The sequence below is a fragment of the Arthrobacter sp. UCD-GKA genome (genome assembly GCF_001863355.1).
In the GTDB taxonomy this organism is placed as follows: Bacteria; Actinomycetota; Actinomycetes; order Actinomycetales; family Micrococcaceae; genus Paeniglutamicibacter.
This window is the reverse complement of sequence record NZ_MOLR01000004.1, coordinates 330790-352651: the sequence shown is the minus strand read 5'-3', so window position 1 is coordinate 352651 and position 21862 is coordinate 330790. Positions and strand designations below refer to the sequence as shown.

General features: G+C 63.0%; 21 protein-coding genes. 12 read left to right on the top strand and 9 right to left on the bottom strand.

What is annotated here, in order from left to right:
* Positions 1-77: 77 nt before the first annotated feature.
* Genes BLJ79_RS07905 through BLJ79_RS07880 form a run of 6 tightly spaced genes read left to right on the top strand, consistent with a single transcriptional unit; the run spans position 78 to position 6029 of the window.
* Positions 78-1193, top strand: a complete 1116-nt coding sequence (locus BLJ79_RS07905; RefSeq protein ID WP_071214163.1) for an ABC transporter ATP-binding protein — start codon at positions 78-80, stop codon at positions 1191-1193.
* A complete protein-coding gene (locus BLJ79_RS07900; RefSeq protein WP_071214162.1) occupies positions 1186-1830 on the top strand; it encodes an ABC transporter permease in 645 nt (214 codons plus the stop codon). The genes BLJ79_RS07905 and BLJ79_RS07900 overlap by 8 nt, the downstream gene beginning before the upstream one ends.
* The gene (locus tag BLJ79_RS07895; protein ID WP_071214161.1) at positions 1827-2561 is read left to right on the top strand and encodes an ABC transporter permease; all 735 of its coding nucleotides are present in this window, start codon (positions 1827-1829) and stop codon (positions 2559-2561) included. Before BLJ79_RS07900 ends, BLJ79_RS07895 begins: the two co-directional genes overlap by 4 nt.
* Positions 2558-3469, top strand: coding sequence for an ABC transporter substrate-binding protein (locus tag BLJ79_RS07890; RefSeq protein ID WP_071214160.1), 912 nt, complete (start codon positions 2558-2560; stop codon positions 3467-3469). Before BLJ79_RS07895 ends, BLJ79_RS07890 begins: the two co-directional genes overlap by 4 nt.
* Positions 3466-4620, top strand: coding sequence for a flavin reductase (locus BLJ79_RS07885; RefSeq protein WP_175475419.1), 1155 nt, complete (start codon positions 3466-3468; stop codon positions 4618-4620). The genes BLJ79_RS07890 and BLJ79_RS07885 overlap by 4 nt, the downstream gene beginning before the upstream one ends.
* A gap of 53 nt (positions 4621-4673) precedes the next feature.
* Complete coding sequence (locus tag BLJ79_RS07880) at positions 4674-6029, top strand: LLM class flavin-dependent oxidoreductase (protein ID WP_217641835.1); 1356 nt, start codon at positions 4674-4676, stop codon at positions 6027-6029.
* A 191-nt stretch (positions 6030-6220) separates the two neighbouring features.
* On the opposite strand, the gene BLJ79_RS07875 is transcribed toward BLJ79_RS07880, so the two are convergent.
* Genes BLJ79_RS07875 through BLJ79_RS07865 form a run of 3 tightly spaced genes read right to left on the bottom strand, consistent with a single transcriptional unit; the run spans position 6221 to position 9329 of the window.
* Entirely contained in the window at positions 6221-7234 is a 1014-nt protein-coding gene (locus BLJ79_RS07875; RefSeq protein WP_071214158.1) for a TAXI family TRAP transporter solute-binding subunit, read from the bottom strand.
* Positions 7231-8664 carry a sensor histidine kinase gene (locus tag BLJ79_RS07870; RefSeq protein ID WP_071214157.1) on the bottom strand — a complete coding sequence of 478 codons (1434 nt, stop codon included), beginning with the start codon at positions 8662-8664 and terminating at the stop codon, positions 7231-7233. Before BLJ79_RS07870 ends, BLJ79_RS07875 begins: the two co-directional genes overlap by 4 nt.
* Positions 8661-9329: a response regulator transcription factor gene (locus tag BLJ79_RS07865; protein WP_071214156.1), complete on the bottom strand. Its 669-nt coding sequence runs from the start codon at positions 9327-9329 to the stop codon at positions 8661-8663. The genes BLJ79_RS07870 and BLJ79_RS07865 overlap by 4 nt, the downstream gene beginning before the upstream one ends.
* Positions 9330-9632: 303 nt before the next feature.
* Here BLJ79_RS07865 and BLJ79_RS07860 point away from each other — a divergent pair, with 303 nt between their 5' ends.
* Entirely contained in the window at positions 9633-11069 is a 1437-nt protein-coding gene (locus tag BLJ79_RS07860; protein ID WP_071214505.1) for an MFS transporter, read from the top strand.
* A gap of 352 nt (positions 11070-11421) precedes the next feature.
* Here the strand turns inward: BLJ79_RS07860 and BLJ79_RS07855 are convergent, their stop codons facing one another.
* Together BLJ79_RS07855 and BLJ79_RS07850 are read right to left on the bottom strand one after the other, a co-directional pair.
* The gene (locus tag BLJ79_RS07855; protein WP_286135304.1) at positions 11422-12807 is read right to left on the bottom strand and encodes a sodium:solute symporter family protein; all 1386 of its coding nucleotides are present in this window, start codon (positions 12805-12807) and stop codon (positions 11422-11424) included.
* Positions 12808-12947: 140 nt separating this feature from the next.
* Positions 12948-13799, bottom strand: a complete 852-nt coding sequence (locus BLJ79_RS07850) for a MurR/RpiR family transcriptional regulator (protein WP_071214154.1) — start codon at positions 13797-13799, stop codon at positions 12948-12950.
* Between the two features lie 102 nt (positions 13800-13901).
* On the opposite strand from BLJ79_RS07850, the gene BLJ79_RS07845 reads away from it, so the two are divergent.
* The 3 genes from BLJ79_RS07845 to BLJ79_RS07835 all read left to right on the top strand — a co-directional run bounded on the left by BLJ79_RS07845 (position 13902) and on the right by BLJ79_RS07835 (position 16491).
* Positions 13902-15131, top strand: coding sequence for a metal-dependent hydrolase family protein (locus BLJ79_RS07845; protein WP_071214153.1), 1230 nt, complete (start codon positions 13902-13904; stop codon positions 15129-15131).
* A 347-nt stretch (positions 15132-15478) separates the two neighbouring features.
* Positions 15479-15856 (top strand): ArsR/SmtB family transcription factor, encoded by a 378-nt coding sequence (locus BLJ79_RS07840; RefSeq protein ID WP_071214152.1) that lies wholly within the window; start codon positions 15479-15481, stop codon positions 15854-15856.
* Positions 15853-16491, top strand: a complete 639-nt coding sequence (locus BLJ79_RS07835; RefSeq protein WP_071214151.1) for an SRPBCC domain-containing protein — start codon at positions 15853-15855, stop codon at positions 16489-16491. Before BLJ79_RS07840 ends, BLJ79_RS07835 begins: the two co-directional genes overlap by 4 nt.
* On the opposite strand, the gene BLJ79_RS07830 is transcribed toward BLJ79_RS07835, so the two are convergent.
* From BLJ79_RS07830 to BLJ79_RS07815, 4 genes are all read right to left on the bottom strand, one after another.
* Positions 16488-17165, bottom strand: coding sequence for a DinB family protein (locus tag BLJ79_RS07830; RefSeq protein ID WP_071214150.1), 678 nt, complete (start codon positions 17163-17165; stop codon positions 16488-16490). The genes BLJ79_RS07835 and BLJ79_RS07830 overlap by 4 nt on opposite strands.
* 13 nt (positions 17166-17178) lie before the next feature.
* Entirely contained in the window at positions 17179-17508 is a 330-nt protein-coding gene (locus BLJ79_RS07825; protein WP_071214149.1) for a hypothetical protein, read from the bottom strand.
* A 127-nt stretch (positions 17509-17635) separates the two neighbouring features.
* Positions 17636-18475: an aldo/keto reductase gene (locus tag BLJ79_RS07820; RefSeq protein WP_071214148.1), complete on the bottom strand. Its 840-nt coding sequence runs from the start codon at positions 18473-18475 to the stop codon at positions 17636-17638.
* Positions 18476-18525: 50 nt separating this feature from the next.
* On the bottom strand, positions 18526-19719 hold the full coding sequence (locus BLJ79_RS07815; protein WP_071214147.1) for an MFS transporter: 1194 nt from the start codon (positions 19717-19719) through the stop codon (positions 18526-18528).
* Positions 19720-19878: 159 nt separating this feature from the next.
* On the opposite strand from BLJ79_RS07815, the gene BLJ79_RS07810 reads away from it, so the two are divergent.
* Together BLJ79_RS07810 and BLJ79_RS07805 are read left to right on the top strand one after the other, a co-directional pair.
* On the top strand, positions 19879-20325 hold the full coding sequence (locus tag BLJ79_RS07810) for a MarR family winged helix-turn-helix transcriptional regulator (RefSeq protein WP_071214146.1): 447 nt from the start codon (positions 19879-19881) through the stop codon (positions 20323-20325).
* Positions 20326-20581: 256 nt separating this feature from the next.
* On the top strand, positions 20582-21817 hold the full coding sequence (locus BLJ79_RS07805) for an acyl-CoA dehydrogenase family protein (protein ID WP_071214145.1): 1236 nt from the start codon (positions 20582-20584) through the stop codon (positions 21815-21817).
* Positions 21818-21862: the final 45 nt, after the last annotated feature.

The following is a 21862-nucleotide window of genomic DNA, read 5'->3' as shown; positions in this document are numbered from 1 at the left end:
GGAAATGAGCTAGGTCACACCTCGTGCATGACCGGCTGTTGCACCGCTATCTCCAAGTCTCATGAACGGGAGCCCAGATGACCGCAAAAATCCTCGCATCGGCCCACGACGGCGCCGTCGATGTGGTGTTCGAAAAAGTAAGCAAGCGTTTCCCCGACGGCACGTTGGGAGTCGACAACGTGGACCTGACTTGTGACGCCGGAAGGATCACTGTCTTCGTGGGACCGTCGGGTTGCGGCAAGACCACGTCGCTGCGAATGATCAATCGCATGATCGAGCCAACGGATGGCAGGATCTTGATCGGTGACAACGACGCGGCAGGGCTCAACGAGTCGGAACTGCGGCGAGGCATCGGCTACGTCATCCAAAACGCGGGGCTTTTCCCGCATCGGAATATTCTGGACAACATCGCCACGGTGCCAATGCTTCTGGGTGTCCGCCGTAATGCGGCCCGTCTGGAAGCCGCGGAACTTCTCGAGCGCGTGGGTCTGGATCCGTCTCTGGGACGCAAATACCCCTATCAGCTGTCTGGTGGCCAGCAACAGCGCGTCGGCGTCGCACGTGCGCTGGCCGCCAACCCGCCGGTGCTGCTGATGGACGAACCGTTCTCGGCGGTTGATCCGGTGGTGCGACTGGATCTGCAGAACGAGCTTCTTCGATTGCAGCGTGATATCGGAAAGACCATTATTTTTGTAACCCACGACATGGACGAGGCCATCCGGCTCGCTGATCACATCGTTGTGTTCCAGAAGGGCGGAACCATCGCCCAAGCCGATACGCCGGAGAAGCTGTTGACACAGCCAGTGAATGCGTTCGTTCGTGACTTCACGGGAGACAGCGGAGTCAAGTGGCTCTCCCTGATGGGGACCGCGGGACTTTCAATAAGCCGCGAATTCTTGTCAACGGCCCACTCCGGCAGCACGCATACCGACAGGTGGCGTTTGGCGGTTGACGAAGCCAACCGGGCGGCCGGATGGCTACGACCTGGCCAACCACACGGCACCGAGCTCATCCCGTGCCGAAGAACCTTCGTGATTGGAGCCGACCCCATGCGGTCAGTGCTGGATTCGGCACTGCTTTCTCCGGCTGGATATGCCGTTGCCGTGGACGCAGACGGCGTCGTGCTGGGGCTTACTGACATATCCGCCTTGGAGCCCTCCATCTCAGCACACCGGGAGAGGGTCAATGTTTGACTTCGCCTGGGTCATCCGAAACCTGCCGCATATCTGGGAACTGCTGCAGGAACACGTCTTGCTGTCGTTCATTCCCATCTTGATTGGACTGGCGCTCGCCCTGCCCATCGGCGTTCTTTGTGTTCGGTGGGCTTGGACGTACCCGATCGTGCTGTTGTGCAGCTCAGCATTCTTTGCCATTCCTTCCTTGGCATTGTTTGTGTTCATGCTCCCGTATACCGGTCTGGGACGCATGACGGCGATCCTTCCGCTGAGTCTCTATACCGTTGCGCTGTTGATCCGGAACGTCGTCGATGGGATCAAAGCCACGGACGAATCGGTGCGCCAAGCAGCATCCGCCATGGGCTACGGGAGGGTTCATCGCTTGGTTGCGGTTGAACTTCCCAACGCTGTACCCGTGATTCTTGGCGGTCTGCGCGTGGCCACGGTGGCCAATATCGGCATGGTTTCCGTGGTGTCAGTCATCGGGCTGTCGTCCTTGGGTGACCTTTTCGTTGATGGCACCCAGCGCTTCTTTGCCACGCCCATTTTCGTGGGCATCGCATTGACGGTGGTCTTGGCGCTAATTGCGGACCTGTTCTTGGTCGGCATCCAACGCGGATTGACACCCTGGTCACAGAACAGGAGAACTCGATGAATGTTTTTGAGCTTATGGACACCTGGTTGTCACTGCCAAGCTCGTGGAGCGGCCCTGAATCCATTCCCGTCCGCATCGGGGAACACCTCTTCTATTGCGTGATCGCCATGCTGATTGCCGGGGTGATCGCTGTGCCCTTGGGCGCGATCCTCGGGCACCTGGGACGCGGTGAAGTCGTGGTTCTTACGATCGCAAACTCAATTCGGGCACTTCCGACGTTGGGCTTGCTGACGCTCATGGTGATCCTGACCGGAATCGGATTGCTCCCGCCGTTGATTGCCTTGATCATTCTGGCAATCCCGCCCATGCTCATCAACGTTTTTGAAGGCGTCCGTGGCGTCGATCCGGCAGTGGTGGACGCGGCACGCGGCGTGGGGCTCACACCAGCGGCAACGCTGGTGAGGGTCGAGCTTCCCGTCGCCTTGCCGTTGGTTCTACTGGGGATTCGTCTGGCCGCCATCCAGGTCGTTTCCGCTGCCACCATCGCCGCCTATGTGGGGCTGGGTGGTTTGGGCCGCTTCATATTCGATGGACTGGGACGCCGCGATTTCGGCCAGGTTGCCGGTGGATCACTCGTGGTGGCGGTAGTAGCCATCGCCACCGAGATCGTGTTCGTCCTCGGCGCATGGGCCCTGACATCGCCAGGTGTTCGGCAGCGACGACGCTTCTCATTTACCGGTCCAGGGCAGCCCGGATCACCAATTTTCAATCGAAAGAAGGTATCAGCATGACCAACCATGTTAAGAAGACTGCCCTGGCGCTTGCAGGCGTCATGCTTCTAGCCAGCGGATGCGCAGCATCGGATCCCCTAGCGGCAGCGGATCCGACAGATGCCGCCGGCAGTATCACCGTTGGATCCGCAAACTTTCCCGAGAATGTCATCCTGGGAGAGATCTACGCAAAGGCCTTGGAAGATGCCGGCTTCAACGTGGAACGAAAGCTCAACATCGGTGCCCGAGAGGTCTTGTATAGCCAGGTCGAAAACTGCACGCTGGGCGTGGTCCCCGAATACAACCAGGCGCTGTTGTCGTTCGTTGCAGCGGATGAACAAGCAAGCGGAACCGAAGCGGTCGACAATGCCCTGAAAGAGAAGCTGCCTTCCAACCTCGAAATCCTTGGCTCATCGCCGGCACAAGACAACAATGCCGTGAGTGTCACGGCTGGCACTGCAGAAAAATACGGACTGGAAAGCATTGAGGACTTAGCCAAGGTGTCTTCCGATCTCGTAATCGGTGGTCCAACCGAATGGAAAACCCGCCACGACGGCTACGCGGGATTGGAAAAGGACTACGGAATCTCCTTCATGGAATACAAACTTCTGGACTACTCCGGTCCGATCACCATTTCGGCGCTTGAGAAAGGCGACGTTGACGCGGCCTTGCTGTTTTCAACGACACCGCAAATCCAGTCCATGGGTTTCAAGGTGCTGGAAGACCCCAAGAGGACTGTTGGTGTGAACAACATCGTCCCGCTCATCTGCAAGGAAGCCGTGAGCGATCCAGCCCGGGAAGTGTTGAACGCCGTTGGCGCAGCACTGACCACCGACAGCCTGACGGAAATGAACGCAGCATACGTTCTTGACCACCGCGATGCAGCCGAAGTCGCGAGTGAATGGGTAGGAAAGCAGGATCTGAAATGACCGCTAGTAGCCAAACGCCCACCGCGGAAGTCGTTGACGTGAAGAAGAAACCATCGGACGCCCAATGGTTCCGGCAAGTGATGGGTCGATACCCCACCGGTGTCGTCCTGATCTCCTCTGTCGAGGACGATGGGACCCCGGTCGGGATGATTGTGGGGACCTTTGCCTCGGTCTCGCTGGATCCGCCCTTGGTATCGTTCATGCCGGCCCGGACCTCGACAAGCTGGCCCCGCATTCGTGCCACAGGACAGTTCGCAGTCAATGTGCTGGGTGCAACGCAGGAACAGGTGTGTCGAGCCTTCAGCGGGCGCAACGGCACAAAGTTTGACGAGGTCGGGTGGAGCCCTTCTCCGCAAGGATCGCCCGTTCTTGACGGCGCAGTGGCCTGGATGGACTGCACTTTGACCGACGTGTTCGAAGGCGGTGACCATGAAATTGCCCTGGGGAAGGTCGAAGACATGGACATCGCCAGCGCAGATCTGCCCCTACTGTTCTTCCAAGGAGGATTTGGCCAGTTCACCCCGCATTCCATGGTGACGGCCGGCCCGGGGCTGGCCCGCGAGCTGGCGCTGGTCGACCGTGCCCGCCCCGAAATCGAGGCACTGGCACATAACCTGGGGTGCGACTGCCTCGTCGGAGGACGGGCCGACAACGAGATCGTACTGTTGGCAAGCGCCGGCCAAGGCCATGCCCAGTGGATCCCGGCAGTAGTCGGTGAGCGACTGCCGCTGGCTGCGCCGGTGGGGCGCACCGCCATGGCATGGGCGCCTCCGGAGGAAATCGAGCAGTGGGTCAAGGCCGGCTCCACCGTTTCACTCGATGAAGCCCACCACATGCTTGACATGATCCGGACCCGTGGGTATTCGGTATCCATCGACGGGGATGCGCTGGAACCCGACGTGATTTCGGGCGGAAGAATCGATGCCCGCCGAGCCATGGATCCAGGAACAGAAGTACTGGGACAAATGACAGCGGGCGATGTTCATTCCATCGCTGCCCCGATTTTGGGAGCAGACGGAACCGCGCTGTTGATCGTCTCCCTCTACGGATTGCCGAAGAACATGAGCTCCGCGGACGTTTCACGGTACGCCAACGCATTGGTCGCGACCACCAACCGGATCTCGGCCGCATTGTCCGCAAGCATTTCCTGAGCTACCTTCCCACCCAGTCACAGATACCAGTCCTCAAGAATTGAAGTGAAAACGTGAACAATCCGCACATGACCCTCGGACTCCTGCTTTCTCCCGCAAGCTCGCACATCGCCGGTTGGCGCCATAAAGACGCCATCTCCAATGCCGGTGCGGAGTTTGAAGACATCCTGCAAAATGCGCAGGCCGCCGAGGACGCCAAGCTCGATTTCGTGTTCCTTGCGGATGAACTGTGTGCGCCCGAAGGTGACGCGGAAATCCTGAGCCGTGATCCAGTGATCTACCGTTTCGAACCCTTGACCCTGCTCGCGGCCCTCGCCGTCCGGACACAAAAAATCGGATTGGTTGCAACACAGACGACCACCTACAACGAGCCGTACCATATTGCCCGAAAGTTCGCCTCGCTGGACCAGCTCAGCCGCGGACGTATCGGCTGGAACCTCGTCACCTCGTATGTCGAGGCAGAGGCCCGCAATTTCAGCCAATCGGAACACCTGAAATATGCCGATCGCTACGAAAGGGCCAACGAGTTCCTGCAGGTTGCTCTAGGACTGTGGGACAGCTGGGACGACGACGCGTTTATTCTGGACAAGAAGTCCGGCCGGTACTTCGACCCGGAGAAGATGCACGTCCTGGACCACCACGGCGAGCATTTCGATGTCAGGGGTCCCTTGAACGTCTTGCGTTCGCCTCAGGGACGACCTGTGCAGGTCCAGGCCGGCTCCTCCGAGGCTGGAAGAAGCCTCGCCGGGAACTACGCCGAGGTCGTGTTTACCGCGCAGAACACGCTTGAAAAGGCCTTGGAATTCCGCACCGATATCAAGGACCGCGCCGAACAAGCCGGTCGGGGCCGTGACAGCGTCAAGGTGGTGGCAGGGGTGCAGCCCATTATCGGGGCCTCCATGGAAGAGGCCGAGAAGAAATACCGCCACATGCAAGAACTGATCCACCCGGTGATCGGGCTCACCCGACTTTCACAACTGCTGGGCTTCGACGTTACCTCGTTGCCGCTTGACGAGCCGCTTCCAGAGGTCATCCCGGAAACCAACTCCTACCAGAGCCGACAAAAGCTCATCGTGGAGGCTGCCCGCCGCGACAACCTGACAATTCGCGAACTCTACTTGCAGGTCGTCAGCTCCTACGGCCACCGCGTGGTTGTCGGAACCGCCGAATCGGTGGCAGAGGAGTTAGCCGAATGGTTCACTGCGGGAGCCGTCGACGGATACATCTTGTCCCCGACCTACCTCCCGGACGGTTTCGATGACTTCAAGGACCTCGTCCTCCCGATCCTGAAGGACAAGGGAATGTTCCGCACGGAGTATTCGGGGAACACTTTCCGCGAGCATCTTGGGCTTGACCGGCCCGAACGAGGCGATTTCCACGCCGAGAATGCAGCGAAGTCCTTGGCCTAGCTGGCGCAAACTCGGCTGCAATATTACCTAGGAAACCGCGCATAAGAGTTGGCGGTGCCCGACCGTGGTCGGGCACCGCCAACTTTGTCAAGAACGATTCCACGAAGTGGGCATGCTGGCAACGCCGTCCAGGGCCAAGGAGCATTGTCCAGGATGCAGGCTTGAGGAGCTCAGCCCCAAACCAGACCTGGCTACCCGTGCAGAGCCCGGTAGGCGTCCGCGGCGGCCGGGTGCAGCGGGATGTCCGCGGTGTTGATCAGCGAATCGGCGCTGAGGAACTGCACCCCGACGCTGGAGCGCGGGATCAGTTCGTCGGCGTGCCCCACCAGCAGGTTGACCGTGGCCTTGGCGGTGTCGGCATCGAGGTCCGCGCGGCACAGCAACAGGTTCGCGACCCCGACGGTCCACACCGCCTCCATGCCCGCGTAGCTTCCGGCCGGGACCAGCACCTTGTCGTAGAAGGCCCCGTACCTCGCCCGCAGCCCCGGCAGCAACGCCGAGAGATCCAGCAGCGCGAACCCGGTTTCGGCGTGCGCCTTCGCGATGGCCGCGGTCGGCACCCCGCCGGACCAGAACAAGGCGTCGACCGTTCCCGCGGACAGCGCGGCGATCCCGTCGTTGAGTCCCAGGCTGCGCACCGTGGTGGCACCGGAGGACCTGGCGCCTGAGGCCGGGGCCGAGACGAGCCCGGCGACCTCGAAGAGCCGCGGGGTGATCAGCGAGGTGCCCGAGCCCGGCCGGCCCACGGCCACGGTGCGCCCCGCCAGGTCGGCCAGGGAGGAGATGCCGCTGTCCTTGCGCACCACCGCGTGGACGTAGTTCTCATACACCTTGCCCAACGCCGCGATGCGCCCGGGGTTCTGGCTTTGCGGCCCGCCTTCCAAGGACGCGGCATCGGCAAGGGCCACCGCGAGCGTCGCCTCGCCGCGCAGCAGCGTGCGCACGTTGTCGAGGCTGCCGCCGGTGGACAGCACCGTGGCGGACTCGGAGACACGGTGCCGTTGCAGGGAGTCGGCCAGCAGCGTGGCGAATTCCAGGTAGAAGCCGCCGGGTTCCCCGCCGGCCACCACGATGGGGCCAGCGTGCGAACCGGTGGTGCAGGAGGCCAGCGCCGGGGCCAGGACGCCTGCGGCAGCGGTGGCCCACGCGGCGCGCAGCAGCGTTCGGCGGGACAGCGTTGCGGGGGAGCCCGGTTCGTTTCTCATCGGCTGTCTTCCCGTCCAGGGCCGGGGACCACGGCATCGAACACGATCCGGGCGCGCAGCCCGTGCGGCTTGTTGCCACCCAGGACCAGGTGCCCGCCGTTGGCCGTCGCGAGCTTGTCCACGATGGTCATGCCCATTCCGGTGCCGCGGATCGAGGCGTGCTCCGGGGCGCGCCAGAAGCGGGTGGTGGCCGCGGCCAGCTGCGCCGGTGCCAGGCCCGGCCCGGCGTCGGCGATCTCGAGAATGATCCGCGAGCCCACCTGGAGGACCTCGGCGGTGATCTCGGTGCCCGGGGCGTACTTGATGGCGTTGTTCAGCAGTTCGCCGAGCATCTGGGCCAGCTCGATGCGGTTGCAGTCGATCTCGATGCCCGGATCCTTCCCGGTGGCCAGGGTGATGGCGTTGCCGGCCTTCAAGGCGGCGGGTCGGGCGCGGTCGACCTCCTCGGCCAGGACCACGAAGGCGTTGACCCCGGAGGGGACCAGGGCCTCCAGCTCGCCGGGGGCCGTGCCGGCCGAATCCTCGATCACCCGGTGCTCGGCCACCGCGAGCCGAAGCACCGAGTCCAGGATCTCCTCGACGCGTTCGAGCTCGGCCAGCACCCCGGCCCCGGCTTCCCGCTCGTCCTTGTTCTTGAGCTTGAGCAGCAGCAAGTCCACGCGCAGGCGCAGCGCGCCGACCGGGTTGCGCAGGTGGTGGGAGGTGTCGGCGATGAGCTGGCGCTGGGACTCGATGACCTCCCCGAGCGTGGTGGCCATGGCGGTAAAGGAACGGGAAAGCTCGCGCAGCTCCGGGGGACCGGCCTCCGGGAGCCGGGAGGTCTTTCCGGTGTCCTTGAGCTCGCGAACCGCCGTTCCCAGTCGCTGTACCGGGCGCAGCACCCAGCCGGTGACCCGTCCGGCAAGCAGCAACAGCAGCGTGGCCAGCGCGATGGCGGCGACGCCGGTGGCCAGCCAGCGGGCGCGCAGCTTGGCCCGTGCCGCGTCGAGGTTTACCTCCATCACCGCCTCGCCCAGCACCTGGCTCGCGGACCCGAAGGACCGGGAGATCACCTCGGTGCCGGAGCCAAAGGGCGTGACGGGGTCCAGCTCGGTGTCGGAAAGATTCAGCGAGGCCCGGGCAAGTGCGTCGCGCACATCGGGCCTCTCGGGGTCCAGTCCGCCGGAGACCAGCGTGCCGGATTGCAGGCGCACCACCAGTCCCTCCTCGTAGAGCCCGGAGTAGGTGTCCATGTCCCGCTGCAGCACCGTGGTGTCGGAATCGGTCGCCGCATCGAAGGCGACCTGGGCGATCCGGTTCAGCGAGGCGGCCCGGTTGATCTGCAGCGCGGAGGTCAGTTCGCGCCCCGCCGAGGAGAGGATCACGTTGGAGACGATCAGCACCAGCAGCAGCGCCAGCACGCTGAGCACGCCCAGGACACGAAGCTTCACTGCGGGTCGGCTTCGATCCGGTACCCGACGCCGCGGACGTTGACGATGAATCCGGGCAGCGCCAGCTTGGAGCGCAGCCCGGTCAGGTGGACATCCAGCGAGCGCGAGGAGGCCAGAAATGCATCTCCCCACAGCGTGTCCAGGATCTGTTCGCGGGTCACCACCGATCCGGCGTTCTTCGCCAGCAGGGCCAGCAGGTCGAACTCGGTGGGGGTCAGCGCCAGTTCCGTGCCCTTGACCTGGACCACGCGCCGGTCCGTATCCAGTGCCAGTTCCCCGAGGCGGATCAGGGAGTCCTTGCGCCCGGAAGCGGGCATCGCGCGCCGGGTGACGGCCTCGATGCGGGCGAGCAGTTCCACGAGCTTGACCGGTTTGATCAGGTAGTCGTCGGCGCCCGAGCGCAGCCCGAGGACCACGGAGCGTTCGTCGTCGCGGGCGGTGAGGATCAGGATGGGGACGTCGGTGACCTGGCGCAGCTTGCGCAGCACCTCGAGCCCGTCCATGTCGGGCAGCCCCAGATCCAGCAGGATCACGTCGAAGTCCCGGTGGCGCAGCAATGCGTCGGTTCCGCGGGCCACCCGTGCGGCGCCGTGCCCGGTGGAGGACACCGCCGCGGTGAGTGCCGCGGCCATGGAGTCGTCATCCTCAACGATGAGTACGTCCATGGACCGGTTCCTTAGCTTTGTGGATGGTGTCGTAAAAAAGTTGTAGTTCACGGCCTTCTTGTGCGTGGCGTGTCCGTCTTGGAGATTACCATTTCCTCGGGGTTCCCGCCGTTCCGTCTTCGGTGCCGCGGGAACTCCCGGCCGCCCCGGGGTCCGCGGGCGAGTCCTAAGGAAGCGTTAGGAATCGGCTCTCGCGTTGGATGCCGCCGCTGGCGCGACTACCTTGGTTGAGGCCCTCGATGCATTGTGGGGGCCGCCAACGCAAGAGGAGGAACACCCATGGGCCAAGCCGCCCTGGACAACATGAAGAAGGCGCCGCGCCGCGGCGCCCGCGTCAAGGACCCGGTTGAGGCGGCCGCGACCCGCAAGGCCGTGAGCAACATCCTCAAGGGCTCGGCCGGAAACCTCGTGGAGTGGTTCGACCTCTACGTCTACACGGTGTTCGCCGCGTACTTCCAGTCGCACTTCTTCAACTCGACCAACGAGCTGCAGGCCGGCCTCGAGGCCATGGCCGTGTTCGCCACCTCGTTCCTGATGCGCCCGGTGGGTGCCTGGTTCTTCGGCCGCTACGCCGACCGCCACGGCCGCAAGGCAGCGCTGACCCTGTCGGTGACCCTGATGAGCGCCGGCTCGTTCGCCATCGCGATCCTGCCGACCCAGGAAGCGATCGGCATGTGGGCCATGATCCTGCTGGTCTTCGTGCGCCTGTTGCAGGGCTTCTCGGTGGGCGGGGAGTACGGCACCAGCGCCACCTACATGTCCGAGGCCGCGACCTCCAGGCGCCGCGGGTTCTTCTCCTCCTTCCAGTACGTGACCCTGATCGGCGGCCAGATGCTGGCCCTGCTGGTGCTGGTCATCCTGCAAAACACGATGAGCCACGAGACGCTCAGCGCGTGGGGCTGGCGCATCCCGTTCGCCATCGGCGGCGTGGCCGCCCTGGTGGTGCTGTGGCTGCGGCGCACCATGGAGGAAACGGTGTCCGCGGAGCAGGTCGCCGCCGCCAACAAGCCCCTCGCCGCGGGCGAGGCCCGCCCGGGCACCATGAAGCTGCTGTTCACCCAGTATTGGAGGCCGCTGCTGGTCTGCATCGGCATCACCCTGGGCGGCACCGTCGCGTTCTACACGTACACCAACTTCATCCTGAAGTTCATGAACGACACCTCGGGCATCGAAAAGACCCAGACCTCGGTCATCAACTTCTGGGCGCTGTTTATCTTCATGCTGCTTCAGCCGGTCTACGGCATCATCTCGGACAAGGTCGGACGCAAGCCGCTGCTGCTCTGGTTCGGCATCACCGGTGTCCTGTTCACCTGGCCGCTGCTCTCGATGCTGTCCAAGACCCAGAACCCGCTCTTCGCCTTCCTGCTGATGATGGGCGGGCTGGTCATTGTCGGTGGCTACACCTCGATCAACGCGCTGGTGAAGGCCGAGCTGTTCCCGGCCTCCATCCGTGCCCTGGGCGTGGGCCTGGGCTACGCGATCGCGAACTCGCTCTTCGGCGGAACCGTCCCGCTGATCGGCGCCGCGCTGCAGAAGGCCGACCGCGTTGACCTGTTCTTCACCTACGTCACCGTGGCCATCGGGATCTCGCTGCTGGTCTACATCTTCGCGCTGAAGAACAAGAAGACCACGCACCTGGACAACGAACAGGGCCATGCCTGGACCGGGAAGAACCCGGACGCCGGGGCTCCGGGTGCCACGGACGCGGACGACGACAAGAAGGAACTCGTCGACGCCTAGTCCGGATCTGCGCAATCCGCACCAAAAGCCACCCGCCTGCGCGCGTCCCAACGTGCAGGCGGGTGGCTTTTTCGTTGATCCGGAAGGCCTCCGCTGAAAGTGCCCTGTGGTGGGCACGTGCAGCTGGATCGATCGAGATTATCTAGGACAGCGGGTTGCTGATCTGTGCGAGAACACCAACGAATCAAGATTTGAGGCGAGGCACATGCGGATGCCATCGTTGGTGCTTTGCCAGCCATGGCCTCAGGAACGTTGCTATAAGGTACCGGTGAGGAAGAAACCAGGCGGCAACATTGGGAGTTTCCAATGCCGGGTCAGCGCGGGCAGCAACCGGCTCGCCCCCGCTGACGAGCTATGACTGAATATGCTCGGCTTGGGAATCCGCTGTGGTTTTCGCTGCCGGCGCAGGTTTCCCCAAGAGACTGACCACCACCATGACGACCAAAGCGACGGGCAGTGAAACAATCACACCGTTCATCACTGACTGAGAAAGACCGTTGATTTCCCACAAGATTGTTGCCAGGCCGCCGGCGACCATGGAAGCTGCAACACCGGTTCCGGTGGCGCGTGGCCAGAACAAGGCAGCCAGCAGAGCCGGCGTGATGGCAGCGCCGTACATGGTGTAAGCGTACATTTGCAGCGAGAGCACGCTGGGGAAGAACTGGACCATGACAAAGCCCAACACCGCTAGGAGCAGCACTCCCCAGCGACCGATGATCATGGCCTGACGATCGGTGGTTTCCTGGGTCCGCAGCCTAGCTACGAGGTCATGGACGATGTTTGCCGAACATGTAAGCAGGTACGACGAACCGGTGGTGACGATCAGGGCGAACGCACCAGTCAGCAACAATCCTCCGAGACCCGCTGGACTGAATTCTGCCCCACCCAGCGAGAGGATGGCAGTATCCGGGTCAATGCCGTCTTGAAGGACTGACGACGCCGAGGCCAAGAGGATAACCGGGACGATGATGAAGAAGGCTCCGAAGAAGAACAGCAGGGTCGCGAAGCGCGCTGTCTTTTCACTGGCTGCCGCGGCAAGACGCTGGTACATGTTCTGATCCCCAAGCAAAAGCAGGAAGACCGGCAGGAAGTATCCCAGCAGCTGGATCGGCGAGAGACCGCCGGTGAGAGTTAGTTGGATCGGGTTAAGGCCATCTACGTAGGTTGCAAGCCCGCCGAAGTCAACGGCGAAGATGTAGATCATCAGCGCGATCAGTGAAATTGCGACAATTGCGATGGAAATGAAGTCGGACCAGGCCACCGACTTCAACCCGCCGCTCAGGGCAAGGAAGGTGATCAGGACGGTGGCCGCAATGGTGCTCTGCGACGGGCTAAGCGGCGTGATGAGGCTGATGATGTAACCCGCACCAGTGAACTGGTAGGCGGTGATGCCGACGAAGGCAACCAGGATAATGACTGTGGCGATGAGGCGGACAACTTTTCCGAACCGCATCTCCAAAATTTGTGGAACTGTGTACTTGGCCAAGCGCTGTACGCGTGGAGCAAGTATCAGTAGGCAAATAATGCCGATGAACGTACCGCTGAAGAAGAACATCCCGGCCCAGGGACCATATTCATAGATAAAACTTGCGGCGCCGATAATGGAGCCCGAACCGACGAAGGTTGCAAGCATTGTGCCGGCGAGGACCGGGGCGGGCAGCGATCGTCCTGCCAGCAGGAAGTCGTCACCAGTGGAGGTCGCTTTTGAACGACTAAACCAGGCTCCGATCAGGATCATGAGGGCTACGTAGCCCACGAGAATCAGAACATGAGTAAGTTGCATAGGGAACTCCAGCGATGGATGAGGTTAACGCCAACTACAGTGACACGTATCTCAAATCTATGCAACGTTTGTTGCAGTAACGTTACTGCTCGAAGTTAGTCGGTGGGTTCCACCAGATTCAGTTCCTTCCAGATCTCCTCAACATCCATCAAGTTCATGGCAGAACGATCGGGATCGAGTGCTGCAAGCTCGGCGATGACCGCTTGGGTGACAGTCATAGCAGCTGTCATGGAGCGGACGTAGCTGACACTTTCACTAGGCACGATTACCGATTCGTCGGCAAGGTCGGACAAAGCGGTTCGCCGGTCGGAGATAACGATGACTTTGGCGCCGCGCTTTTTCGCCACCCTAGTAGTTTCCAATATCCATGAGCTGGAGCGCCACAGCGCGCAGCTGATGATGCAATCGCCTGCTTTTAGAAGCCGCAATCGGGAAGCCAATGCGGTGCTCATGGCCATGTGAAGTTCCAGATCATGACCGAGTGACTGACCAATGTGCGTTAGTTGCAGACCGGGTGCCGCGTAACTTCCGGTGGCCAACACCATGGATCTATTGGCCTCGGAGATCAGCTCCGCAATGCGACGGAATTGGGTATCGTCGGCGCGGGCAACGAAGTCATGAAGATTTTTGACATCGGCCATCATGCTGGATCGCGACGGGGAGTTGCCAGAAGTGCCCCTGTTGCGCAGGAGCTGGTCGCCGCTCAAAGTCGCGAGGTACCTATGCCTGACTTCCTGCTTCATTTCGGACCAACCGCTGAAGCCCAGGAATTGGGCCGCGCGAACCACCGACGCCACATTGACTCGTGCAAAAGTTGCAACTTTCTGGGCAGAAAGAGGAAAAGTTCCGCCCGGATCGTCTTTCAGCACTTCAAGTACGCGAAGCGTGGCGGGGGATACTTCCCTCTGCTCAACCAGGGAATCGATCCATTCAACAATTTCGGACATACAGGCATTCTGCCCCATCCAGCGACATCTCTTGCAAAAAAGCATGCCAAGTCCGCATGGATGATAGCCTGCAACAAACATTGCAGCTCTTGAAAGGCCCGTATGCTCCAGCAGCCAGTCGCCCTTATCGCGAATGCCCAGATTCTAGACACACGGAACTTCAAAATTTCGTCCGGGAAAACCATCGAGATTATTGACGGTCGCGTCTCGAAGATTCGCGACAGCAATAGCGATGACGTGACCTGTGAAAACGCCATTGACGCGGCAGGAAAAATTATCATGCCGGGATTGATCGATTCCCATGTTCACGTTACCGCTGCCACTGCCTCGCTCGGAGATCTTGCCGACTGGTCACCGAACTACGCCGCGGCCCGTAGCTCGACCCTGATGAAAGACATGCTCCTTCGCGGATTTACCACGGTGAGAGATGTGGCCGGAGCCGATTGGGGCATTGCAGACGCGGTGGAAGAGGGCTATTTTCAAGGACCACGAATCTATTTCGGTGGCAAGGCATTGAGTCAAACTGGCGGGCATGGTGACATGCGTGGGCCGGGACGTACCTTCGTGGACAGTCATCCATGTTGCCCGACGATTGGAGTGATTTGCGATGGGGTGACGGAGGTTCGAAAGGCCTCTCGTGAACAGCTGAGAACTGGAGCCCACCACATCAAGATCATGTTGTCCGGCGGTGTTGCCTCACCGACGGATCGAGTGGATTCAATTCAATTCTCGGATTCGGAAATCCAAGCAATAGTCGAAGAAGCCGAGGCGGCCAATCGTTATGTAGCCGGACACGCTTATACGGCCAAGGCCGTCAATCGTGGGTTGCGCGCAGGTGTCCGAAGTATTGAGCATGGAAACCTGATTGATGACGAAAGCGTGGAACTTTTCAAAGAACACGGTGCCTTCCTGGTGCCGACACTTGTCACCTATGTTCATTTGAAGAAGGACGGCGAGGCAGCTGGGCTTTCGGCAGAAAGTCGAAAAAAGGTGGATCTCGTCCTGAACGCGGGTCTGGACGCCTTGGGCTTGGCAACGAGGGGCGGGGTCAAAATAGCCTTCGGAACTGACCTGCTGGGAGACATGCAAAAGCACCAAAGCGAAGAGTTTACGATTCGTGCCCAAGTTCAAACTAACGAACAAATCATCGCTTCGGCGACCACGATCGGTGCCGAGTTGCTGGGTGCCGAAGCCGATTTGGGGGCCGTGCAAGTTGGTGGTCACGCGGATCTGTTGTTGTTGAGCGGCAACCCGCTCGAGGAGATTCGAGTGTTGGCTGAACCAGAGACCTACCTATCTGGTGTCATTAAGGCCGGAATGCAGCAAAAGTAATCCAGTGCCAGAGTCGGTTCTTGTCGAATTTGGAACATGGTTTCCCCGCTAACTTCGCACCATCGGGTTCCAAGATGCGGCACCCCTACAGGCAAGCAATCGGTTTCAGCCGCTTTGCCAGCTCGCATCGATGTCACCTCACGCCGCGAAGCAGCTTGAAGCCGTTGAACGACGGAGTATGACTCAGTGCGAGGTAGCGCACCAGATCGTTAACGTCAGGTCCTGAAGCCACCCGCCTGCGCGCGTCCCAACGTGCAGGCGGGTGGCTTTTTCGTGTCCGGCGAAGGGGTCTCCAATGACCCTTGTTAAGCTCTTGCTTATATAAGGCAGAGTTGTAGTATGGGGTTGTGCATGCATTTGAAGTCCTGGGCGACCCGACCCGGCGCCGTATCCTCCAGCTTTTGGCCAATGGAGAGCAAAGCTCCGGGGCCATCGCCGGACGCATCCGGGACGAGTTCGGGATCTCCCAACCCGCCGTCTCGCAGCACCTGAAGGTGCTGCGGGAAAGCGGATTCGCCTCGGTCAGGGCGGCGGGCACCCGCAGGCTCTACGCCGTTTCCTCTGAACCGCTGCGCGAGATCGACACCTGGCTCGAGGACTTCAGGCATTTCTGGGACCAGCCGCTGGATGCGCTGGAAACCGAAATTGCCCGCGGAAAACGGGAACGGCGGCTGGCCGCTTCTGCCGCGGACGACCCACAGACCACACCCAAGGAGCAACAATGATCGACATTGCAAGCCAGATCGGCGCCATCGACAGGACGGTCTCCCAGCGGAAGCTGGAAGACGGAAGCGAAGCCGTCTCGGTCCTGGCGCGCCGCACCTACAAGTCCGATCCCGCGGAGCTGTGGGACGCGTTGACCAATCCCGAGCGGATCCCGCGCTGGTTCCTTCCGATCAGCGGTGAGCTGCATGAAGGCGGAACCTTCCAGTTGGAGGGCAACGCCGGTGGACGCATCCTGGAATGCTCGCCACCGACCCGCCTGAAGGTCACCTTCGGCGGCGAGGACAGCCTCGTCGAGCTGCGCCTTGCCGCCGACGAACCCGGCACCACGACCCTGGAGCTGGAGCACACCGTCCCGCTGGCCATGGCCCAAAGCGGTGCCGGGGCACTATGGGTGGGTCCGGGCTGGGACGGAATGTTCCTGGCCCTGGGGCTGTTCGTGGATGGAATCGTGGCCGAGGACCCGGCCGCGGCCGCGCTTTCCCCCGAGGCATTGGCCTTTTCCGAGCGTTCGGTCCGGGTCTGGGCCGAGGCGGTGCGCGAATCGGGCACGGCCACCGGCGAACAGCTCGAGGAAGCTCTGGCCATTTCCCTGGCGCAGTTCGCTCCCGGCAGCGAAGACCCGGCTTCCAGTTAGGTCTGCGGGGCCACGGCCACAAGCAAAGGCCACCCGCCTGGCGTACATCCAAACGTGCCGGCGGGTGGCCTTTTCGTGTCCGGAGGACTCAGGAAGATCCGCGTTCCGGCCCGCGGGGCAGGTCCAACTGCCCGGCGTGAAAGTCGATCCGGCCCGCGGGGCAGGTCCAATTGCCCGGCGTGAAAGTCGAAGTGTTCGGTGGGGTAGGCGTAGAGCTGCGCCAGGGTCATGGCTCGGGTGAAGAACGGGTCCCAGCGGGTCGGGAAGGGCATGGCGCGGGACAGCGCGGCGGGAGACTCGGACTCGAGCTTCCTGCCCAACACCGCCAGGACCCGATGGAGCCTTGCCGCCATCCGGTGACGGTTGTAGAAGCGGGCTGCGGCCTTCGAGCCCCAGTAGTTGACGGCATCGAAGGGGACGGATGCGGCATCCAAGGCGGCGGCGAATCCGGCGGATACGGGGGTCGGCAACCGGGAAAGCACCCGGTGGAGCGGCAACAGGGCGCGTGCCACCATATATCCAAAGACCATGTGGAAGAGCAGTTCCTCGTTGTTCCAGCGGGTCCCTTTGCTGCGGCGGCCGAGGTCGGACGGGGACGCCTGGGCCAACCAGTCGCGTAATTGGTGCTCGGCGCGGGCGTACTGGGCGAGGATGCGTTCCCGGTCCGGGTCCATGACTGCCTTGTGGCTAGGCGCGGGCGTTGGGTGCAGCTGCCGGGAGGGCCGCCCGGATGGCCCGGCGCAACTCGCCAATCTCCGGCTGGCCGGCGAGTCCCGAGGCCGTGGGGTAGACCCGGCAGGCCACGGCCGGTGCGGCAGTGGAGGCAAAGAGGTCGGTGCCTTCGAGGCTGAAGCTGGGAGAGCCGTGGAAGTCGTATCGTTCGGCCTGGTCCTGGGTGGTGATTTCACGAACTTCGACCGCATTCGTGATGCCTTCGAGGCCTAGTGCCGTGTCGAAGAGTTCCTTGGCGGTGCCGGAATTCGGGCATCCGGGGATTACGAGCAAAACCAGTTCCATGTCTTCAGTATCGCGCGTTTCGCAGACGGCGGCAGCACAACATGGCACGGAACACCGGCACACCCGGGCCCCCACCAAGGCGGACCCGGAGCGCGGTGGTCCGGGAAGCGGTGGAAGGTGGGCGGAACTAGCCGTTGAAGGTGCCCGGGAACGGGCCGGTGCGCCCGTCGCGATCCAGGGCATCGAGCGCCGCGATGCTGTCGGTGTCCAGGTCGAAGCCGAGCAGATCCAGGTTCGAGGCCATACGCGAGGCGGTGACGGACTTCGGGATCACCACGTTGCCCTGTTGAAGGTGCCAGCGCAGCACCACCTGGGCCGGGGTGACCCCATGGACCGCGGCGGCTGCCAGCACCGCCGGGTCATCCAGCACGGCGCCCTGGGCCAGCGGGCTCCAGGCCTCGGTCGCGATCCCGTGGGCACGGTTCACCGCGGCGGTCTCGCGGTTCTGCAGGAACGGGTGCAGCTCCACCTGGTTGACCGCCGGCACCGTCCCGCCAAGTTCGATGATGCGCTCGAGCTGTTCCGGCAGGAAATTGGAGACTCCAATGGACCGGCTCAGCCCCGCGGCGCGCAGTTCCTCCAGCACCTGCCAGGATTCGAGGTACGCCTCGGTGTCGGTGCCCGGCCAGTGGATCAGGTACAGGTCCACGTGGTCCAGGCCCAGCTTGTCCAGGCTTGCGGCCAGCCCGTCGCGGGTCGTTTCCCGGCCCAGGTCGGCAAGCCAGAGCTTGGTGGTCACGAAGAGCTCCTCGCGCGGGATGCCGGAATCGGCCAGGGCGCGGCCGACCCCGGACTCGTTGCCGTAGATGGCGGCGGTGTCGATGCTGCGGTACCCGGTTTCCAGTGCCGTGGACACCGCGGCCGTGGTCTGTGCCTCGGGGATCTGGAAGACTCCGTAGCCCAGCTGCGGCATGCTGGTTCCGTCATTGAGGGTGATGGTCGGGACGGTGGTGGTTGAAATGCTCATGGGGATTCTCCTGGGATTGACTGGGTCGGGTGGTTGGGGTGGGGGTGGCACTAGCCGACGGTGACGGGCACCGATTCGGGCGCGCGGGCCCCGGAGTATTCGCCGCCGCGCACGCGGGTCGCAAGGAGCATGACGGCGAGTCCCGCCACGGTGATCCCCGCGCCGGCCCACAGCGGTGAGGTGTACCCCAGTCCCGCGGCGATGGTCAGGCCGCCGACCCAGGCGCCCAGCGCGTTGCCCACGTTGAACGCGGCGATGTTGGCGCCCGAGGCGAGCGTGGGTGCATGCGCCGCATGGTTCATGATGCGCATCTGCAGGCCCGGGACGGTGGAGAAGCCGATGCCGCCCATGAGCAGCAGGGCGACGATGGTGGCAATCTGGTTGCCGGCAAGAAGTGCGAAGGCCACCAGAACGACGGTGAGGATCGAGAGCACCGTGATCAGCGTGGCGGCCAGATTGCGGTCCGCGGCCTTGCCCCCGAGGATGTTGCCCACGAAGAGTCCGACGCCGAAGAGCACCAGCAGCCAGGGAACTGACGTGGCGGCGAAACCGCTGACGCCGGTGAGCGTGAAGGCAATGTAGGTGAAGGCTCCGAACATGCCGCCGTAGCCCAGGATGGTCACAGCCATCGACAGCCAGACCTGGGGGCTGCGGAAGATGTTGAATTCGGCGAAGACGCCGGTGCTCGCGGAACGGGCCAGGTTGCCCGGGACCAGGACCATGATGCCGATGAAGGCAATGATGCCGATGGCGGTGATGGCCCAGAAAGTGGAGCGCCAGCCGGTGGCCTGGCCCAGCAGCGTCCCGAAGGGGACGCCCAGGACGTTGGCGATGGTCAGGCCCGCAAACATGAAGGCGATGGCCCCGGCACGCTTGTTGGGCGCCACCAAATCGGCGGCAACCACCGAACCGATGCCGAAGAAGGCGCCGTGGCACAGCGCGGCAATGATCCGGCCGACCATGACCAACTCGTAGCTCGGGCCGGTGGCGCTGAGCAGGTTTCCGATGATGAACAGGAGCATCAGGAACAGCAGCGACTTCTTGCGGTCCAGCCTGCTGAGCACTGCGGTGAGGATGATGGCGCCGATGGCCACGGCGAGGGCATAGCCGGAGATGAGGTAGCCGGCGACGGTTTCGGTGACCCCGAAATCCGCGGCAACCTCGGGCAACAGGCCCATGATGACGAACTCGGTCAAGCCGATTCCAAAACCGCCCAGGGCAAGGGCGTAGAGAGCTATGGGCATGGAGAACCTTCGGTGTATGAGGGCTGGGATGAGATGCGAAGGGTTTCCCCACATCGGTCGTTGCGTCTGCAACTAACTGCTGACACAATGATTGCATACGCGCTATATCGGCGCAAGGTGCTACTCTTGGGGAGTCGGAAAACACGAGGAGCATTACCCATGGGGATCAAGGACGACGCAGTGCAGGTCCGCGCGCAGGGCTGGCGCACGCTCGCCGCGCTGCACAACCTGATCGAGGGAGAGCTTGAGCGCGCCCTGCAGGCCAAGCACGGGCTCTCCGTCGTTGAATTCACGGTGCTCGATGCCCTGAGCCGGCAGGACGGCTGGCACATGCGCATGGCCCAGCTCGCCCGTGCCGCCGCACTCTCTTCGTCGGCCACCACCCGATTGGTGACCCGTCTCGAGGACCGTGCCCTGCTGACCCGCATCCTGTGCCTGGATGACAGGCGCGGGATCTACACCGAACTCACCGAGGCAGGGGAGCAACTGCTCGTCGAGGCCCACCCGACACATGATGCGGTGCTCCGGGAAGCGCTCGAAAACGCCGCCCGGGTCCCCGAGCTCCAGGGCCTGGTCACCGCGGTCGCTGCCAGCGGCAACGGCTAGCCAGCCTCCAGGCCCACCGCGCATCCCGCCGCATCACCGGCGAGCGCGGGCAATATCCATGACCTTCCGTGTGCCCGCATGTCCGCTCGATGACGCCCGGTGACTTCCCGTGGCATGCGCGGCGGCGTTCCAGCGGCGGGGGTGACGCTTCATGACAACGCGCTTCGGCCGTTGACGCGCCGGGTGAGCAACCCCCTTCCCGGTTCCTAGGGTCGAGTCATTGATTCGACGCGAACCCTCGAAGGAGACCACCCGCATGAGCACCACCGCCATTGACACCAACACTCTTCCCCGCACCCCATGGAACGGGCATGCCGACGAGCGCGAACTTGAACATTGGGCATCCGTAGCCCGCACGGTTGCCCAGGCCCTCGCCGTTGACGCGTTGGCCCGCGACGCCGCGAACCAGGACCCGTTCAGCGAGGTTGGCCTGCTGCGGGATTCGGGGCTGCTGAACCTGCTGGTCCCGGCCGAATCCGGAGGGGCCGGCGGACACTGGGAGTCGGCCTTCGCCGCGGTGCGCATCATTGCGGCGGCCGACGGTTCGATCGCCCAGCTGCTGGCCTACCACTACGCCAACCAGTCCAGCATCGCGTTCTATGCCGATCCTGCGACCCAGGGGGCCTGGTTCGCCCGCAGCGCCGCCGCAGGCTGGCTCTGGGGTGATTCGGTGAACCCCGTCGATCCCGACCTCTCCCTCACCGCCGTGGACGAGGGCTACCGGCTCAATGGACTCAAGCGCTTCTCCACCGGTTCCTCCGTCGGGGACGTGATCGTCGTCAATGCCGCGGTAAGCGGCGGGACAAATGACGGCAAGGTCCTTGCGTTCGTGCTCGAACGCACCCGCGAGGGACTGGAGCTGCTCGGGGACTGGGACCACCTGGGCCAGCGGCTTTCGGCCTCCGGCTCGGTGAAGTACCACGACGTGCTGGTGACGCCCGGGGACGTGCTGGGCGAAATCACGCCCGATCCGATTGTCACGCTGCTGACCCCGGGGCTGCAGCTGGCCTTCGGGAACTTCTACCTCGGCATCGCCGAGGGCGCTTTGGCGGCCGGGCGCAAGATCCTGCTGGAGCGCAAGAACTCCTGGTTCCTTTCCGCGGCCGGCAGCTACGCCCAGGACCCGATCTTCCAGCGCACCATCGGGGAGCTGAAGGCGCGCACCGCCGCCGTCGGCGCCCTGGCCGAGAAGCTCAACCGCCGCTTCGACACCGAGGTGGGCCGCGCCGGCGCACTCGATGCGGCGCAACGAGGTGATGTTGCGGTGGCCATCGCCGAGCTCAAGGTCGTCGCCACCGAGGTGGCGCTGGAGGTGGCCAACCGCATTTACGAGGTCACCGGAGCCAGCTCCACCGGGAACGACGTGGGACTGGACCTGTTCTGGCGCAATGTGCGCACGCACTCGCTGCACGACCCGGTGGACTACAAGAAGATCGAGGTCGGACAGTACTTCCTGCACGGAACCAACGCCCCGCTCTCCCTGTATACCTAAACCGCGCACCCGAACCCCGAAAGGGAGCGCCCATGCAGGGGGACC

Excerpts from the sequence above, each read along its gene's own strand:
- BLJ79_RS07905 (WP_071214163.1), top strand. The coding sequence starts at position 78 with ATGACCGCAAAAATCCTCGCATCGGCCCACGACGGCGCCGTCGATGTG.
- BLJ79_RS07900 (WP_071214162.1), top strand. The coding sequence starts at position 1,186 with ATGTTTGACTTCGCCTGGGTCATCCGAAACCTGCCGCATATCTGGGAA.
- BLJ79_RS07895 (WP_071214161.1), top strand. The coding sequence starts at position 1,827 with ATGAATGTTTTTGAGCTTATGGACACCTGGTTGTCACTGCCAAGCTCG.
- BLJ79_RS07890 (WP_071214160.1), top strand. The coding sequence starts at position 2,558 with ATGACCAACCATGTTAAGAAGACTGCCCTGGCGCTTGCAGGCGTCATG.
- BLJ79_RS07885 (WP_175475419.1), top strand. The coding sequence starts at position 3,466 with ATGACCGCTAGTAGCCAAACGCCCACCGCGGAAGTCGTTGACGTGAAG.
- BLJ79_RS07875 (WP_071214158.1), bottom strand. The coding sequence starts at position 7,234 with ATGAGAAACGAACCGGGCTCCCCCGCAACGCTGTCCCGCCGAACGCTG.
- BLJ79_RS07865 (WP_071214156.1), bottom strand. The coding sequence starts at position 9,329 with ATGGACGTACTCATCGTTGAGGATGACGACTCCATGGCCGCGGCACTC.
- BLJ79_RS07860 (WP_071214505.1), top strand. The coding sequence starts at position 9,633 with ATGAAGAAGGCGCCGCGCCGCGGCGCCCGCGTCAAGGACCCGGTTGAG.
- BLJ79_RS07855 (WP_286135304.1), bottom strand. The coding sequence starts at position 12,807 with ATGATCCTGATCGGAGCCTGGTTTAGTCGTTCAAAAGCGACCTCCACT.
- BLJ79_RS07850 (WP_071214154.1), bottom strand. The coding sequence starts at position 13,799 with ATGTCCGAAATTGTTGAATGGATCGATTCCCTGGTTGAGCAGAGGGAA.
- BLJ79_RS07845 (WP_071214153.1), top strand. The coding sequence starts at position 13,902 with ATGCTCCAGCAGCCAGTCGCCCTTATCGCGAATGCCCAGATTCTAGAC.
- BLJ79_RS07835 (WP_071214151.1), top strand. The coding sequence starts at position 15,853 with ATGATCGACATTGCAAGCCAGATCGGCGCCATCGACAGGACGGTCTCC.
- BLJ79_RS07830 (WP_071214150.1), bottom strand. The coding sequence starts at position 17,165 with ATGGACCCGGACCGGGAACGCATCCTCGCCCAGTACGCCCGCGCCGAG.
- BLJ79_RS07825 (WP_071214149.1), bottom strand. The coding sequence starts at position 17,508 with ATGGAACTGGTTTTGCTCGTAATCCCCGGATGCCCGAATTCCGGCACC.
- BLJ79_RS07820 (WP_071214148.1), bottom strand. The coding sequence starts at position 18,475 with ATGAGCATTTCAACCACCACCGTCCCGACCATCACCCTCAATGACGGA.
- BLJ79_RS07815 (WP_071214147.1), bottom strand. The coding sequence starts at position 19,719 with ATGCCCATAGCTCTCTACGCCCTTGCCCTGGGCGGTTTTGGAATCGGC.
- BLJ79_RS07810 (WP_071214146.1), top strand. The coding sequence starts at position 19,879 with ATGGGGATCAAGGACGACGCAGTGCAGGTCCGCGCGCAGGGCTGGCGC.
- BLJ79_RS07805 (WP_071214145.1), top strand. The coding sequence starts at position 20,582 with ATGAGCACCACCGCCATTGACACCAACACTCTTCCCCGCACCCCATGG.